The organism is Diaphorobacter sp. C33, assembly GCF_030503915.1.
GTDB lineage: Bacteria > Pseudomonadota > Gammaproteobacteria > Burkholderiales > Burkholderiaceae_C > Diaphorobacter > Diaphorobacter nitroreducens.
The window spans coordinates 1,276,511-1,291,489 of record NZ_CP129980.1 but is presented as its reverse complement, the minus strand read 5'-3'; the positions used below and the strand labels follow the sequence as shown (position 1 = coordinate 1,291,489).

At 66.8% G+C, this 14,979-nt stretch carries 14 protein-coding genes; 3 read left to right on the top strand and 11 right to left on the bottom strand.

From position 1 onward, the window contains the following. The first annotated feature begins 15 nt into the window (after positions 1 to 15). Positions 16 to 642: a nucleoside triphosphate pyrophosphatase gene (locus tag QY917_RS06155; protein ID WP_123675787.1), complete on the top strand. Its 627-nt coding sequence runs from the start codon at positions 16 to 18 to the stop codon at positions 640 to 642. A gap of 27 nt (positions 643 to 669) precedes the next feature. Here QY917_RS06155 and QY917_RS06150 read toward each other — a convergent pair whose 3' ends face one another. From QY917_RS06150 to QY917_RS06110, 9 genes are read right to left on the bottom strand one after another with little or no spacing between them, the layout of a single operon-like run. Beyond that, on the bottom strand, positions 670 to 1,434 hold the full coding sequence (locus QY917_RS06150; protein WP_123675788.1) for a Crp/Fnr family transcriptional regulator: 765 nt from the start codon (positions 1,432 to 1,434) through the stop codon (positions 670 to 672). Positions 1,435 to 1,487: 53 nt separating this feature from the next. Then, positions 1,488 to 3,188 (bottom strand): cytochrome D1 domain-containing protein, encoded by a 1,701-nt coding sequence (locus QY917_RS06145; RefSeq protein ID WP_302079028.1) that lies wholly within the window; start codon positions 3,186 to 3,188, stop codon positions 1,488 to 1,490. Continuing rightward, complete coding sequence (gene nirJ, locus QY917_RS06140; RefSeq protein WP_123675790.1) at positions 3,181 to 4,401, bottom strand: heme d1 biosynthesis radical SAM protein NirJ; 1,221 nt, start codon at positions 4,399 to 4,401, stop codon at positions 3,181 to 3,183. Before nirJ ends, QY917_RS06145 begins: the two co-directional genes overlap by 8 nt. Positions 4,402 to 4,403: 2 nt before the next feature. Beyond that, the gene (locus QY917_RS06135; RefSeq protein WP_011805158.1) at positions 4,404 to 4,886 is read right to left on the bottom strand and encodes an AsnC family transcriptional regulator; all 483 of its coding nucleotides are present in this window, start codon (positions 4,884 to 4,886) and stop codon (positions 4,404 to 4,406) included. Next, positions 4,876 to 5,358 (bottom strand): Lrp/AsnC family transcriptional regulator, encoded by a 483-nt coding sequence (locus tag QY917_RS06130; RefSeq protein ID WP_123675791.1) that lies wholly within the window; start codon positions 5,356 to 5,358, stop codon positions 4,876 to 4,878. The genes QY917_RS06135 and QY917_RS06130 overlap by 11 nt, the downstream gene beginning before the upstream one ends. Continuing rightward, positions 5,345 to 6,391 (bottom strand): Lrp/AsnC family transcriptional regulator, encoded by a 1,047-nt coding sequence (locus tag QY917_RS06125; RefSeq protein ID WP_123675792.1) that lies wholly within the window; start codon positions 6,389 to 6,391, stop codon positions 5,345 to 5,347. The genes QY917_RS06130 and QY917_RS06125 overlap by 14 nt, the downstream gene beginning before the upstream one ends. 3 nt (positions 6,392 to 6,394) lie before the next feature. Further along, positions 6,395 to 7,609, bottom strand: coding sequence for a cytochrome D1 domain-containing protein (locus tag QY917_RS06120; RefSeq protein WP_123675793.1), 1,215 nt, complete (start codon positions 7,607 to 7,609; stop codon positions 6,395 to 6,397). After that, complete coding sequence (locus QY917_RS06115) at positions 7,606 to 7,950, bottom strand: cytochrome c (protein WP_015913259.1); 345 nt, start codon at positions 7,948 to 7,950, stop codon at positions 7,606 to 7,608. The genes QY917_RS06120 and QY917_RS06115 overlap by 4 nt, the downstream gene beginning before the upstream one ends. A 19-nt stretch (positions 7,951 to 7,969) precedes the next feature. Continuing rightward, on the bottom strand, positions 7,970 to 9,694 hold the full coding sequence (locus QY917_RS06110) for a nitrite reductase (protein WP_011805163.1): 1,725 nt from the start codon (positions 9,692 to 9,694) through the stop codon (positions 7,970 to 7,972). 210 nt (positions 9,695 to 9,904) lie between these two features. On the opposite strand from QY917_RS06110, the gene cobA reads away from it, so the two are divergent. Both cobA and rng read left to right on the top strand, forming a co-directional pair. Continuing rightward, positions 9,905 to 10,729 carry a uroporphyrinogen-III C-methyltransferase gene (cobA, locus tag QY917_RS06105; RefSeq protein ID WP_041839006.1) on the top strand — a complete coding sequence of 275 codons (825 nt, stop codon included), beginning with the start codon at positions 9,905 to 9,907 and terminating at the stop codon, positions 10,727 to 10,729. 76 nt (positions 10,730 to 10,805) lie between these two features. Further along, positions 10,806 to 12,293 (top strand): ribonuclease G, encoded by a 1,488-nt coding sequence (gene rng / locus QY917_RS06100; protein ID WP_123675794.1) that lies wholly within the window; start codon positions 10,806 to 10,808, stop codon positions 12,291 to 12,293. A 405-nt stretch (positions 12,294 to 12,698) separates the two neighbouring features. Here the strand turns inward: rng and QY917_RS06095 are convergent, their stop codons facing one another. Beyond that, on the bottom strand, positions 12,699 to 13,850 hold the full coding sequence (locus QY917_RS06095; protein ID WP_015913262.1) for a pyridoxal phosphate-dependent aminotransferase: 1,152 nt from the start codon (positions 13,848 to 13,850) through the stop codon (positions 12,699 to 12,701). Positions 13,851 to 13,990: 140 nt separating this feature from the next. Beyond that, positions 13,991 to 14,932 carry a CysB family HTH-type transcriptional regulator gene (locus QY917_RS06090; RefSeq protein WP_047351197.1) on the bottom strand — a complete coding sequence of 314 codons (942 nt, stop codon included), beginning with the start codon at positions 14,930 to 14,932 and terminating at the stop codon, positions 13,991 to 13,993. Positions 14,933 to 14,979 lie beyond the last annotated feature (47 nt).

The window sequence follows — 14,979 nt, the reverse complement described above, 5'->3', positions numbered from 1 at the left end:
GCGCTGGAGGCCCATTTGACTCAAGAACACCGCTTCATCTACCTGGCCTCCCAGAGCCCGCGGCGCCGCCAGTTGCTGGAGCAGTTGGGGGTGCGCCATGAGCTGCTGCTGCCCAACGCGGCGGGGGACGAGGCCGAGGATGCCGAGGCCATCGAAGCCGTGCTGCCTGGTGAGGCGCCCACGACCTATGTCGAGCGGGTGACGGGGCTCAAGCTGGACGCTGCCGTGGCGCGCCATGCGCGGCGCGGGCTGTCGCCAGCGCCCATTCTGTGCTCCGACACCACCGTGGCCCTGGGCCGCACCATCTACGGCAAGCCCGAGGATGCGCACGACGCGGTGCGTATGCTGAGGGAGTTGGCGGGGCATGAACACCGCGTATTGACGGCCGTCGCGCTGCAGGTGGGTCCCCGACGCCTCACGGCGCTGTCAGTCTCGCGCGTGCGCTTTGCGCCCATGTCGCGGGCGCAGATCGAGGACTACGTGGCTACGGGCGAGCCGCTGGGCAAGGCGGGCGCCTATGCGATCCAGGGGCGCGCCGCCGCCTATGTGGAGCACCTGTCGGGCAGTTACTCCGGCATCATGGGCCTGCCCATGTATGAGACGGCGCGCCTGTTGCGCGCGGCGGGCGTGCTGGCCGTCTAGGCGCAGCCTGTCAGGCCCGGAGCCTGGTTACATCGGGTATTTCGCCAGGCGCGCCGTATCTGGGATGTGGATGTCGCGCTTATCGATGTGGATCAGGCCGGCGGCCTCCAGGTCGTGCAGTACGCGAGAGAAATACTCGGGCGTGATCGACAGCCGCGAAGCGATGGTGGCCTTGCTCACCGGCAGCGAGATGCTGCGCGCGCTGGCTGGCGGCGCGGGAGCAACGGACTGCAGTGCCGCGCGGGCCGGGCATTGCGGAGGCACAGGTGCGGCAGGGGGATGAGGCGCGTCCTCGGGCAGGGCGTGCAGCAGGTAGCCGATCACGCGCTGCGCGCCGTTGTGCAGCGTATAGGTCTGCACGTCATGCACCAGGCCGTGCAGGCGGCGCGAGATGCCGGCGAGCATGCGCATGGCAAAGCGCGGCTCGTTCTCGATCTCGCGCACCACGGCCGCCTTGCCTACAGAGAGCAGCAGGGTATCGGTCAGGGCCTGGGCGTTCACGATATAGGGACGATCAGTAAACATCAGCGCCTCGGCGAAGCTGATGCCGGGGCCGGCAAGCTCGATCACCTTCTCCTGCCCCGCTGGCGACAGTGCAAACAGCTTCACCTGCCCCATTACGGTGACGTGGAATTCCTCGCAGGGCATGCCAACGCTGAACACCATCTCGCCGCGCGCATAGCGGCGTAGCCGGCAACCCGTGCCCAGGCGTTCCAGCTCCTGGGGTGCCATTTCCTGGAACAGGGGCAGCGCCGCAAGGTAGCGCGGTATGTCGAAGTGCGCGATGTCCATGCGCGCATTACAGGGGAGACCCCTAGGTTTTGACTTGATCTATCTCAAATCGTTCAGTGCGATGTGCCCTCACTGCGGGTGATCTTGTTCCAGACGTTGTATTTCCCCACGGGCTTTTTCATGGGCAGGCGCTTGACTTCCTTGAAGGTGGCGGCGTCGTAGACCACCAGGGCGCCGTCCATTTCCCAGACACTGGCGAGGGCGTAGCGGCCATCGCGGGTGAACTCGATGTGCGCCAGCGTCTTGCCGGGCTCGCGCACCTGGGCCACCGGCTGCAGCGTGCGCTTGTCGATGATGGTCAGAGTGTCCTTGGCCGTGGGGCTCATCATGGAGTCGGTCCAGGCGTAGGGCGTGTCCTCATGGCTGCGCATGAAGAAACCCGGGCCGGGCGTGGCGATGGTGCGTACCGTCTTCCAGGTCTGCATGTCGATGACGTCCACGGCCCCGCCGCCCAGGTTGGGGCTGGCCAGCACAGTGGTGTCGCCCCAGGCGAAGGTGATGCCCGAGCCCAGGTGCGGCATGCCGGCGATGGGCAGATCGGCCACCTTGCGCCGGATGTCCAGGTTTACGACCTGCGCGCTTGCGCGTTCGTCGGCGCCACTGCGCGGGCGCGTGGCGCCGAGTACGTGGCGGTAGGACTGGTCGAAGAAGAAGTCGTCCAGCGGCTCGCTCAGGGGGGTGCGCCGCACGCCCAGGTAGCCAGGTTTGGCGATGGCCTCTCCCATCTTGTAGTCGTGCACCAGACCATCGTAGATGGGGGCCGCGTTCCGGTCGTACGAGATTTCCCAGAGCTCGGGGATGTCCTTGAGCGCCACCACAAAGCTCTTGCGCGGCGTGGCGTCGTACACGGCCGAAACGCGTGAACTCGCCTTGCCGTCGAGCGTGGCTGCGGCGTATGTCTGCACGAGGTTCAGATCGGCATCGAACAGCGCCAGCGTGTGGGGCAGGTAGTTGGCGGCCATCACCCAGCGCCCGTCGCCGCTCACGGCCACGTTGCGCATGTTCAGGCCCGCGCGCACCTCGGCCACCACGCGCAGGCGCCACAGGTCGTATTTGGTGATCCAGCCGTCGCGCGAACCGAAGAACACGTAGCGCCCGTCCGGCGTGAACTTGGGACCGCCATGCAGCGCATAGCGGCTGGCAAAGCGCGTGATGACCTCGAAGCGGTCGCCGTCGAGCAGCGAGACATGGTGGTCGCCTCCTTCCACGACGAGGAAGAGGTTCATCGGGTCTGCGTTCCACTTCGGCTTGGCGGGCTCATCGTCGGGCACGGGCGTGAACGTGCGTGACGCCCGGATATCGTCCTCGCCCCAGCGCGGCGCGGGCACCACGGGGGTACGTACCCACGCGGCCAGGGCGCGAATCTCCGCGTCGCCCAACTGCTCGGAGAACCCGGGCATCTGGGTGGCGGGGCGCCCTTGCTGGATGACGCGCAACACCTCGGCGGGGCGTACGCGCTCCAGGCTCTCGGGCAGCAGCGCGGGGCCCATGATGCCGGTGCGCTGCGCGCCGTGGCATACAGCGCAGTGCTGCTGGTACAGGGCGGGGGCGTTGGGCTGGAGGGCTTCGGTGGTTTGGGCGTGCAGGCCCGTGAGCCAGAACAGACCCAAGGCCGCCAGATACCGGCTCGGCCCAGACCAGCGGGCGCCGCGCAAGGGCCGCTTCGCCGCGGCGGTGTCCACCTTTTTCGCGATAGCGCAGAGAAGGGGGAAGCGGCGTAGCCGCTCAGGGAAATGTGTTTCTAGTTTACGCATGGGCAATCTCGATCGTGCGACGGCGCTCATGCTTGGCGGGGAACTCGAAGGGCGTGCTGGAGGCGCCCACTTCGGCATCGGTGAGGTAGCAGCCGGGGTCTTCGAACCAGGGGTTGCCCGTGAGCTGCTGTGCGCGCACGCGGGTGTTGCCATTGCAGATCGAGAGGTATTGGCAACCGGCGCAGCGGCCCTGGACAGGGCGCGGGTGCTGCTTGAGCCCCGCCATGAGCGGGTCGCTGGTGTCGTTCCAGATCTGCGAGAAGGGGCGTTCGCGCACGCTGCCCAGGTCGTGGTGCCACCACATGGTGTCGGGGTGCACATGGCCCAGGTTGTCGATATTGGCCACCATCTGGCCGCTGGCATTGCCGCCCCAGGCCACCAGGCGCTGGCGCAAGGCGTCTTCCCATTGCGGCAGGTGCTCGCGCGCCCATTGCAGTAAATAGGGGCCGTCGGCATCGTTGTTGCCGCTCACGTAGTCGTCCAGGCTGCCGGCCTGGGCGTCGGCCCAGGCGTGGTTGAACAGCAGGTCCATGGCCTGGCGTGTGGCCTGATGGTGCGCGTCCTTGTCGCGGTGGATGTTGCCACGCCCCGCGTAGTTCAGGTGCGAGAAGTAGAACTTGTTGGCGCCCTCGTCCTTCATGAGCTGCAGCAATGCGGGCAGATCGTGTGCATTCAGCGCTGTCATGGTGAAGCGCAGGCCCACCTTGACATTGTGCGTGGCCAGGTGGCGGATGGCGGCCAGGCTGCGGTCGAACGCACCGTCCAGACGGCGGAACTTGTCGTGCGTGGGCTTCAGGCCATCCAGGCTGATGCCCACGTAGTCGAAGCCTGCGCCCGCGATGCGCGCGGCCATGGGCGCGTCGATCAGCGTGCCGTTGGTCGAAAGGCCGGTGTAGAAGCCCAGGTCACGCGCGCGCGCCGCGATCTCGAAGAGGTCGGGGCGCAGCAGTGGCTCGCCGCCCGAGAGGATGAGCGCAGGCACGCCGAAGGCCTTGAGGTCGTCCATGACGGTGTATACCTCTTGCAACGACAGCTCTCCAGCGTAGTCGTGGTCGGCCGAGAGCGCGTAGCAGTGCTTGCAGGTGAGGTTGCAGCGCCGGATCAGGTTCCAGATGACCACGGGGCCGCGCGCGTGCCGTTCGCGCGAAGTGGGGTAGGTTCCGGTGGCTTGGGCCTGGGCGAGTTCACGCAGGTACTGGCTGATGCGAAACATGGTCAGTCTTCCTTGAGGCGCAGGCCGGTCTTCTTGAGGATGGCCGTGGAATACAGGATGTCGTGGGCGCGGCAGGCATCGCCCAGCAGGCCGGCAATCTGCTCGGCCTGTTGCTCGACATGCGCGCGGCTGGGGCCATGCAGCATGGCAAACAGGTTGTAGGGCCAGTGGGGCAGGTGGCGCGGGCGGCGGTAGCAGTGGCTCACGCCCGGCAGCGCGGCGACTTGGCGGCCCAGCGCGGCGACCTGGGTATCGTCCACGTCCCACACGCTCATGCCGTTGGCCGTGTAGCCCAGGCGGTAATGGTTGGGCACCGCGCCGATGCGGCGCACCAGGCCCTCGTCGATCATCCGGGCCAGGCGCTCGCGCACCTGCTCGCCGGGCACGCCCAGCATGGCGCCCACGGCTTCGTAGGGGCGCGCCACCAGCGGCAGCCCGCCCTGCGTGGCGGCGATCAGCGCACGGTCGAAGGCATCAAGCGCCATGGTTTTCTCCGGTGGACTGCGCCGGCAGGGGCGGCAGGCGCAACTCCACGAAATACTCTTCTTCCTTGGGAAAGGCGTAGACCGGCAGGCCAGTCGCGGCTTCGATGCGTGCCAGGGTCTCGCGCGCCAGCGCGGGGGACTCGGCCGCCACCACGAACCACATGTTCAGCGCATGCTCGCGGCGGTAGTTGTGCGCCACCTCGGTGAAGGCATTGACGGCAGCGCACACGGCGTCAAAACGATCCTCGGGCACAGCCATGGCCGCGAGGACGAATTGGCCGCCTGCGCGTTCGATCTGGAACAGCGGGCCGAAGCGCGTGAGCACCCCCTGGGCGAGCAGGCGGTGCAGGCGTTCGATGACCTGCTCCTCGGTCCAGCCGATGTCGGCGGCGACGGCGGCGAAAGGGTGGTCCACCAGCGGAAAGCCGCCGTGCAGGTGGTCGATCAGCCGAGCGTCTTCAGGGGAGAGCATCGACGGCCTCCTGCATGGGTTCGGGAATGGCATGGGGCGCATGGTGGGCAAACCGCCGCGCACCCGTCTGTTTGAAGCGCCGTAACGAAAACAGCACGGCGCTGGGGCAAGTGGCCAGGCCCGCCTGGGCCACGGCCTGCGCCAGCTGGGTATGCACCGCTGCGCGGTCGCGCCCATGCACCATGCAGTACAGGTTGTAGCGCCAGTCTGGCGTGCGCGCACGGCGGTACGCCAGCGTTACGCCGTGCGCATGGGCCAGGGCCATGCCGTGGGTGTCCACGTGGTCGTCCGGCACGTCGAACACGGCCATGGCATTCGCTGTGTAGCCCAGTTCATGGTGACGCACCACCACGCCGAAGCGGCTGAGCAGCCCTTCGTCCTGCCAGCGGGCAATGGTGGCCAGCACGGCGGGCGTGCTGCTGTGGAGCTGGTCGGCCCATACGTCATAGGGCCGCTCGGTCAGCGGCAGGCCCTGCTCGGCCAGCGCGGCCAGGGGCCAGTCTTCGGGTGCCAGGGGGGTGCGTGCGCGGCCCGTGGGGCCCGTGGTGCCGACACCGTCCCCCACACCTGCGGAAGTCCTCTCCAGGTCGAAGGCGGTGTCGATGCGGTAGGGGCGCAGCATGGGCAGGCGCTGCACGGGCAGGCCGGTGGTGTGCTCGATGGACTGGAGCAGGCGCTCCACCTGGTCCGCGTCATGGCCGGTGGCCACGAACCAGAGGTTGGTGGTGTGCTCGCGCTCGTAGTTGTGGTTGACGCCCGGGTGGCCCGACACCGTGGCGGCCACGTCGTCGAGCCGCTCGGGGGGCACGGCCATGGCGGCCAGCAGGGAGGCGCCCCCCGCGCCCGGCGCAAACACTGCGCCGATGCGGCTGAGCGCGCCCGCCTGCCACAACCGTGCGTAGCCGCTGAGCACGGCCTCGGCATCCATCCCCAGGCTATGGCCGATGGCCGCGAAGGGTTCGGCGCACAGGGGAAAGCCACGCTGCCAGTGGTTGAGCAGCGCGAGGTGGGTTGCGTTCTGGCTGCTCGGCATGGCTTAGAACCCCATGCGCTGTGCGCGGGCAGTGAAGAAGATGCCGCTGGGGGCGTCCACGTCCAGCCTGGCTTGGGACTGCAAGGTGTGCGTGTCGTAGACCTGAACGCGGTTGTCGTCACGGCAGCTGATCCAGACCGATTCGCCGCGCGGCGTGAATTCCATGTGCAGCACGGCCTTGCCGGGCTCCAGCGTCTGCACCACGCGCTGGCTCGGTGTGTCGATGACCTGCACGCGGTTGTAGTCTGGCACAGAGAAGTTGACCCACACCTGACGTCCGTCGGGCCGCGCCATCACGAACACCGGCTGGCCCGCGACCGGAATGCGGCCGACCTCGGCCCAGGTGGCGGTGTCGACAACCAGCACCTCATGGCGGCCAATGGCCGGCAGATAGGCATGGCCTCCCGCGATGGCCCAGCCGCGCAGATGGGGCATTTTGTACACCGGCAGCGGTTGCTGGCCGCGGCCGTAGCCTGCGAGGATGCGGCGCACGCGCGGCGGGTTGTCCCAGAGGTCCACCATGGCCAGGCCGTCTTCACCGAACAGGCCGGCGATGTAGTGGCGTCCGTTGGGCGAGACCAGTGCGTCGTAGGGCTGGCGGCCGATGTTGGGGATAGTGGTGACCTGCGGCTTTCGGGGGTTGGAGCAGTCGGCGATGCAGATGGCGTTCGCGTCGAACAGGCTGTAGATGAACCGGCGCTGCGGCAGGTCGGCCAGGCCGACGACGCGCGAGCGTTCGCCACTGGCCGTGTGGGCGGGAAGGTCGGCCAGCAACTCAAGGGTGGCGGCGTCGAAGACCTTGACGCCGCCGGGCGTGTAGTTCTGCGCCACGACCAGGCTGCCGTCGGCGCTGATGGCGCCACCGATGGAGTTGCCGGCCTGCATCACGCGGCCCGTGATGTGCTGGGTGAGCAGGTCTACCTGGGTCAGGCCGCCGTCGCGGCCGAAGACGTAGGCAAAGCGCTCGTCACGCGAGAACACCACCGAGGCGTGCGACAGGTCGCCCAGGCCGGTAACGCGGCCCACGGCTTCGCGCCGGCTGGTGTTGATCAGGGTGAGTGCGCCCTTGGCGCGCTCGATGACCACGCCCAGATCGCCCGTGCCCTGCAGCGTGGCTGCAGAAGCGGTGGATGTGGAGGTGGTGGAAGAGGGAGCCGCACAGCCCGTGGCAATCAGGGGTGCACTGGCGGTAAGGGAGAGCAGGGCACGCCGTTTCATGGGGCGGACCTCCTGTTTTCTTCGGGGAACCCATTGGCCAGCTGTTCGGCGATCCACAGGGCCTCGCTTCCCTGCAGCATGGCGCTCCAGGGCGGCATGGGTGTACCGGGGATGCCGTGGGTGATGACGGCAGCCAAATACTCGGGCGGCTTGCCGGCCAGGGCCTCGCGGGTGAGCGCGGGACCCAGGCCGCCCGTCAGGCGCATGCCATGGCACGAACCGCAGTCCTGCCGCACCATGCGCACGAGCTGGGCGGCTCGGTCAGGGTCGGGCGTGCCCTGTGCGCCGGCCGCAGAAGCGGCCAATGCCAGGGCCAGGGACAGGAACGCGGTGCGTGACATGGCTGGCCTTCGAAGTGCGTCAATAGACGTCGTGCTGGGTGTTGTACACGTTGAAGTGGCCGGTCGGCGTGATCAGGCGCGGGTCCTTGATCACGGACTTCAGCTTGAGCGTCTTGTCGTCCACGACGACCAGCGCACTTTGCTTGTCCTTGGCCGACCACACGGCGAACCACACTTCGTCACCTGCCTTGTTGTACTCAGGCTGGGTCACGCGCTTGGCGCCACCGTCATCGGGCAAGCCTGCCCATTCGGCGATCGGCAGCGTGACGTAGCCCTTGTCCAGGTTGTTGATGTCGAACACCACCACGGCTTGCGAAACCTTGGGATCAGGATTCAGCGGTGCGTCGGACCACAGGTGCTTGGACTTGGGATGGGTCTTGATGAACAGCGCTCCGCCGCCCGGGCCCTTGAGCTTGGCCACTTCCTTGAAGGCGTATTGCTTGTTCTTCTGCGGGTCGGTGCCGATCAGCGAGATGGTCTCGTCGCCCAGGTGACCCGTGGCCCACACCGGACCGTACTTGGGGTGCGTGAAGTTGGCGCCGCGGCCGGGGTGGGGGATCTTGCCCACTTCGGTCAGGCCGGCCAGCTTGCCGTCCTTGGCGTCGATCGCAGCAATCTTGTTGCTGTTGTTGGCAGCCACCATGAAGTAGCGCTTGGATGCATCCCAGCCACCGTCATGCAGGAAGGGGGCCGAGCCGATCTCGGTGGTCTTCAGCGCATTCAGGTTGGAGTAGTCCACCATCATCGTCTTGCCGGTTTCCTTCACGTTCACCAGGAACTCGGGCTTGTAGTGCGATGCCACGATGGAAGCCACGCGCGGCTCGGGGTGGTATTCCTGCGTGCCGACGACCATGCCGCGGGTGGACACGATCTTCAGGGGCTCCAGGGTGTTGCCGTCCATGATGGTGTACTGGGGAGGCCAGTATGCACCGGCGATCGCCAGCTTGTCCTCATAGCCCTTGAACTTGGAGGTGTCCACCGAGCGTGCTTCCAGGCCCACGCGGATTTCAGCCACGTTGTCGGGCTTTTCCATCCACAGGTCGATCATGTTGATCTTGGCATCGCGGCCGATCACGAACAGATAACGCCCCGAAGCCGACATGCGCGAGATGTGCACCGCGTAGCCGGTCTTGACGATGTTGATGATCTGCTTGGTGTCGCCGTCGATCAGCGCCACTTCGCCCGTGTCGCGCAGCGTGGTGGAGAAGATGTTGTCCAAGTTGTACTTGTTCATCTTCTTCTTGGGACGCTGGTCTGGGGGCACGATGACCTTCCAGGTGTTCTTGGCGTCGGCCAGACTCCACTCGGGCGGTGTGGGAGGGTCCTGCTGAATGTAGCGGGCCATCAGGTCCACGGTCGCCTCGTCGAATTCGCCGGACGTCTGCCAGTTGGGCATGCCGGCAGGCGAGCCGTAGGCGATGAAGACCTTGAGGTAGTCCGTGCCCTTGGGCAGGGTCACGTCCGGTGTGAGCGGCTTGCCCGTGGCGCCCTTGCGCAGCACGCCGTGGCAGCCCGCGCAACGCTCGAAGTAAATCTGGCGTGCGCGGTCGAACTCGGCCTGCGTCATCTTGGGTGCCTTGGGGTTCGTGCTCTGGTACATGGGCACTTCCGCCAGCGGCGATCCGCCTGCCTGGTAGTTTTTCTCGGCCTCCGAGACTGGCTTGGCGTCCTGCGCCATAGCGGTGGCAGACACCAGGGTGGCGGCCGCTAATGCGACCAGCCTGGCGATCCTCTTTGCTGTCATTGTGGGTCCTCTGCGTCACGGATCAGCGCTTGGGTGGGCCCTGGCGGCTGCCACGGCCACTCTCGCGAGGTCGCTGTCCATCCCCTCTTCATGCGAGTGGGAGCATCGTCGCAGCGGGTGTTGCCGCTGTCCTTGAACTGGTTCAAGGACGCAAACGGTGCAGCCTTTGAACAATGGAGCCACCCCATGATCCGCAAAGGAGAGGCCCATATGAGCTTCATTGAAGATGCGCGCTGGTTCACCGTGGCACCCGCAGCAGGAGAGTCCGGACAGCCCCCGAAGCCTGGACACGTGACGCTGGTGGGCGCAGGCCCGGGCGACCCTGAGTTGCTCACGCTGCGCGCCGTCAAGGCCCTGCGCGGCGCGCGCCTGGTGCTCTACGACCACCTGGTCGGCAAGGAGGTGCTGCGCTACGTGGCCGAGGATGCCGACCTGATCTACGTGGGCAAGCAGTCCTCGCACCACACGCTGCCGCAGGAATCGATCATTGACCTCATGGTGCGCCTGGCGCGCAGCGGGCGTAGCCTGGTGCGCCTGAAGGGCGGCGATGGCTTCATCTTCGGCCGTGGCGGCGAAGAGGTGCAGGCGCTGGCCGAGGCCGGTATCGCGTTCGACGTGGTGCCGGGCATCACGGCCGCGCAGGGTGCGGGCGCCTGCGCCGGCATCCCGCTCACGCACCGTGACCACTCCGCGACCCTGGTGTTTGCCACCGGCCACCTGCGCGGCGACAACGAAGTGGCGCTGGACTGGGAGGCGCTGGCGCGCCCGCGCCAGACCGTGGTGATCTACATGGGAATGGGCACGCTGCCGATCATCTGCCGCGAACTGGTGCGCCACGGCCTGCCGGACAGCACGCCCGCAGCGCTGGTGGAGCAAGCCTCTCTGCCCGGGCAGCGCTGCATCACCGGCACGCTGCAGGACCTGCCCGCGCTGGCGCAGCAGCACCGCGTGCGTCCCCCTGCGCTCATCATCGTGGGCGACGTGGTGGCGCTGCAGCCGCAACTCATGCAGGGCATGCTGGCGACGATGGTGTGACGGGCGCCGGCCGCCGGTAGGGCGGCGGGCAGCGCTGGTTCTGAGGCATCATGGGCGCCTCATCTGGCAAAAGCCCATGCAACAAGACATCCTCATCAACTGGTCGCCGCAGGAAACGCGCGTGGCCGTGGTCGAAAACGGCGCCGTGCAGGAACTGCACGTGGAGCGCACGCTGGAGCGGGGCCTGGTCGGCAACGTGTACCTGGGCAAGGTCTCGCGCGTGCTGCCGGGCATGCAATCGGCCTTCATCGACATCGGGCTGGAACGTGCGGCCTTTCTGCATGTGGCGGACGTGTGGCACCGCCAGGAAGGCGGCGAGGCGCCGATGTTCGCGCGCAAGAACGAACCGCCCGTGCCCATCGAGAAGCAGGTCTTCGAGGGCCAGGCGCTCATGGTGCAGGTCATCAAGGACCCCATCGGCAGCAAGGGCGCACGCCTGTCCACGCAGATCAGCATCGCCGGGCGGCTGCTGGTCTTCCTGCCGCAGGACGACCATGTGGGCGTGTCGCAGAAGATTCCCCAGGCCGAGCGCGACGCCTTGCGCACGCGGTTGCAAAAGCTGGTGGATGACCAGGTATCGGGCAACGGTGGCGGCTTCATTTTGCGCACCAATGGTGAGGACGCCAGCGACGAAGAGCTGGCCGAAGACATCGCCTACCTGCGCAAGACCTGGGCAGGCATCCGGCAGGCAGCGCTGACGCATCCGCCCACCTCACTGCTGTACCAGGACCTGAGCCTGCTGCAGCGTGTGCTGCGCGACCTGGCGGGCGAGCAAACGCAGAGCATCCGCATCGATTCGCGCGAGCAGTTCGTGGCACTGAAGGCGTTCGGCAATGAATTCATGCCTGCGGCCGCCGCCAAGCTGCAGCTGTACAAGGGCGAGCGCCCCATCTTCGATCTGTATTCCATCGACGAGGAGATCGCCCTGGCGCTGGGCCGGCGCGTGCAGCTCAAGTCGGGCGGCTACCTCATCGTGGACCAGACCGAGGCGCTGACCACCATCGACGTGAACACCGGCGGCTACGTGGGCGCGCGCAACTTCGACGACACCATCTTCAAGACCAACCTGGAGGCCGCGGGCGCCATCGCGCGGCAACTGCGCCTGCGCAACCTGGGCGGCATCGTCATTGCCGACTTCATCGACATGCTGCGCGAGGACCACCAGGCCGCGGTGTTGGCGGAGTTCCGCAAGCAGCTCGCGCGCGACCGGGTCAAGACCATGGTGGGCGGTTTTTCACAGCTGGGCCTGGTGGAGATGACGCGCAAGCGCACGCGCGAATCGCTAGCGCACATGCTGTGCGAGCCGTGCCCCACGTGCCAGGGCGCGGGCCAGGTGAAGACCGCGCGCAGTGTGTGTTACGACATCCTGCGCGAGGTGCTGCGCGAGGCGCGCCAGTTCAATCCGCGCGAGTTCCGCGTGGTGGCGTCCCCGCGCGTGGTGGAGCTGTTCCTGGACGAGGAGAGCCAGCACCTGGCGGGCCTGTCGGACTTCATTGGCAAGCCGATCTCCCTGCAGGCCGAAAGCGCCATGGGCCAGGCGCAGTACGACATCGTGCTGTTGTGAGTTGAGGTCAAATTGGCCTCTGGCGCTTGTGGGACGGGCGCTAGCAGCTATCAAAAACATACCAACGTCGCGAGCCAGGGTGCGCCACGTCTGTCGCACGTGACGGTCGGAGACAGAAAAGTCGAGGTGAACGCGGACCCTACTCGTGCGCCGGTGGTCTTCCGGCGGTGGTGGGCGGGCAATGGTGGCATCCGCCGTACTGCTCCCTGGCTTGCTCGGCTGCGCGGCGCAGTGGCGCGACTTTCCGCGGCACCTGTGTGCCACACGGGGTGTCACAGGTGCAGGCCCGCGCCATGCGCCACGTCGCTCGCCGTCGATTGCGTGCGCCAGGAGGCAATGCTCCTGGGTGCTACTAAATGATGAGCTGCTAGCGCTTGCTGGATAAGCGCGGGAGCCTGTTTTGGCTTAAAGCGTGCGCAGGCGTTCGATGGCCGCACGCAGCGTTTCGTCCTTCTTGGCGAAGCAAAAGCGCACCACGCGCTGGTCGAAGCCGTCGCCATAGAAGGCCGACAGGGGAATGGCGGCCACGCCGATCTCGCGCGTGAGCCACTGGCAGAAGTCCGCTTCGTTCAGGTCGCTCACGGCCGAGATGTCCACGCACTGGAAGTAGCTGCCGGTGCTGGGCAGCAGCTTGAGTCGCGAGCCCTCCAGCCCCTGGCGGAACAGGTCGCGCTTGGCCTGGTAGAAGGCCGGCAGCTGCAGGTAAGGCGCGGGGTTCTGCAAATAGTCCGCGAGGCCGTACTGCATGGGTGTGTTCACGGTGAACACATTGAACTGGTGCACCTTGCGGAACTCCGCCGTCATGGCGGCGGGGGCAGCCACCGTGCCCACCTTCCAACCCGTGACGTGGAAGGTTTTGCCGAAGCTGGAGACGATGAAGGCGCGTTCCGCGAGGCCCGCGAAGCGCGCGGCGCTCTGGTGCTCGGCGCCGTCGAAGACCATGTGCTCGTACACCTCGTCGCTGATCAGGAGCACGTCCGTGGGGGCCAGCAGTTCCTCCAGCGTGCGCATGTCGTCGGCCGTCCACACGGTGGCGCTGGGGTTGTGCGGCGTGTTGATGATCAACAGACGCGTGCGCGGCGTGATGGCCGCCGCGATCTTGGCAAAGTCAGGGCGGAAGCTGCCCGGCGTGAGCGGCACCCGGACCACGACGCCGCCGGCCAGTGCGATGTTGGGCACGTAACTGTCGTAGCAGGGCTCCAGCACGATCACCTCGTCGCCTGGCTGCACGCAGGCGAGGATGGCGGTGAGAATGGCTTGGGTCGCCCCGGCCGTGATGGTGATTTCGGCGTTGGGGCAATACTGGCGAGCGTGAAGTGCTTCAATTTTTGAAGCAACGGCCTGCCGCAGCGCGGGCACGCCGGCCATGGGAGGGTACTGGTTGTGGCCGGCCTGCATGGCGCGCGTGACGGCGTCGATCAGCTGCGGGTCGCAGTGGAAGTCAGGAAAGCCCTGGCCGAGGTTCACGGCCTGGTGTTCGGCCGCCAGCGCGGACATCACGGTGAAGATGGTGGTGCCCACGTTGGGCAGGCGGCTGGGAAAGTGGGGCGTGGTCATTGGGTGTCACTCATTCAAAACTGGCGCAACGCGTGGCGTTCCGACGGCCGCATGCTTTGCGAACACGGGTCTTGGGGCGGGCTTGCCCAGGCCGCTGGCGTCGTCCCCATGCGGGAAGCCTTAAAGCGGCTCAGGGCGCATCACAGCTCATAGTCGTTGACGTGCCCGGTCATGGCGCGGGCGATCAGGTCGCGGCTCAGGCGGTCGCTCAGCAGCTCGGCGAACTTGTAGACGAAGTTGCGCAGGTAGGCGCCGCGCTTGAAAGCCACGCGCGCCACGCTCTGACCGAACAGATGGCCGACGGGGCGCACGACGAGGTCGCCCAACGGGTCGTCGCGCATGGCCATCTCCGCCACGATGCCGATGCCCAGCCCCAGGCGCACATAGGTCTTGATCACGTCGGAGTCGATGGCCTCCAGCACGATGCGCGGCTGCAGCTTGCGGGTGGCGAAGGCCTGGTCGATCTTGCCGCGCCCGGTGAATGAGGGGTGGTAGGTGATGAGCGACTCGTGCGCGATGTCCTCCAGCCCCACGCGCTCCTTTTGCGCCAGCGGATGGCTGGGTGGCAGCACCAGGACGTGCTGCCACTCGTAGCAGGGCAAGGTGACGAGGTCGGGATACTCCGCCAGCGACTCCGTGGCCATGCCGATCTCGGCCACTTCGTCGATCACCATGCGCGCCACCTCGTGCGGCGTGGCCTGGTGCAGGCTGATGTTGACCTTGGGATACGCCTCGCGCAGCTTGGCCACCGGTACGGGCAGCACATAACGCGCCTGGGTGTGGGTGGTGGCAATGGCGAGGGTGCCGCTGTCCTGGGCGCTGTACTGCTCGCCGATGCGTTTGAGGTTGCCCACCTCGCGCATGATGAGTTCGATGCTCTTGAGCACGTGCTGACCGGGCTCGGTCACGCGCTTGAGCCGCTTGCCGTGGCGCGCGAAGATGTCCACGCCCAACTCGTCCTCCAGCTCGATGATCGCCTTGGATACCCCCGGCTGCGAGGTGTGCAGTGCCTTGGCGGCCTCGGTGAGGTTGAGGTTGCGGCGCGCCGCCTCTTGAACGAAGCGAAACTGGTGCAGATTCATATTGAAATGCGGCTAAGAAGTCGCATCATTATGCTGCATCAATCTAA

What these genes read in the sequence shown, in the direction of transcription:
- QY917_RS06150 (WP_123675788.1), bottom strand. Translation starts at nt 1,434, where the DNA reads ATGGACATCGCGCACTTCGACATACCGCGCTACCTTGCGGCGCTGCCC.
- QY917_RS06145 (WP_302079028.1), bottom strand. Translation starts at nt 3,188, where the DNA reads ATGCGTAAACTAGAAACACATTTCCCTGAGCGGCTACGCCGCTTCCCC.
- nirJ (WP_123675790.1), bottom strand. Translation starts at nt 4,401, where the DNA reads ATGTTTCGCATCAGCCAGTACCTGCGTGAACTCGCCCAGGCCCAAGCC.
- QY917_RS06135 (WP_011805158.1), bottom strand. Translation starts at nt 4,886, where the DNA reads ATGGCGCTTGATGCCTTCGACCGTGCGCTGATCGCCGCCACGCAGGGC.
- QY917_RS06130 (WP_123675791.1), bottom strand. Translation starts at nt 5,358, where the DNA reads ATGCTCTCCCCTGAAGACGCTCGGCTGATCGACCACCTGCACGGCGGC.
- QY917_RS06125 (WP_123675792.1), bottom strand. Translation starts at nt 6,391, where the DNA reads ATGCCGAGCAGCCAGAACGCAACCCACCTCGCGCTGCTCAACCACTGG.
- QY917_RS06120 (WP_123675793.1), bottom strand. Translation starts at nt 7,609, where the DNA reads ATGAAACGGCGTGCCCTGCTCTCCCTTACCGCCAGTGCACCCCTGATT.
- QY917_RS06115 (WP_015913259.1), bottom strand. Translation starts at nt 7,950, where the DNA reads ATGTCACGCACCGCGTTCCTGTCCCTGGCCCTGGCATTGGCCGCTTCT.
- QY917_RS06110 (WP_011805163.1), bottom strand. Translation starts at nt 9,694, where the DNA reads ATGACAGCAAAGAGGATCGCCAGGCTGGTCGCATTAGCGGCCGCCACC.
- cobA (WP_041839006.1), top strand. Translation starts at nt 9,905, where the DNA reads ATGAGCTTCATTGAAGATGCGCGCTGGTTCACCGTGGCACCCGCAGCA.
- rng (WP_123675794.1), top strand. Translation starts at nt 10,806, where the DNA reads ATGCAACAAGACATCCTCATCAACTGGTCGCCGCAGGAAACGCGCGTG.
- QY917_RS06095 (WP_015913262.1), bottom strand. Translation starts at nt 13,850, where the DNA reads ATGACCACGCCCCACTTTCCCAGCCGCCTGCCCAACGTGGGCACCACC.
- QY917_RS06090 (WP_047351197.1), bottom strand. Translation starts at nt 14,932, where the DNA reads ATGAATCTGCACCAGTTTCGCTTCGTTCAAGAGGCGGCGCGCCGCAAC.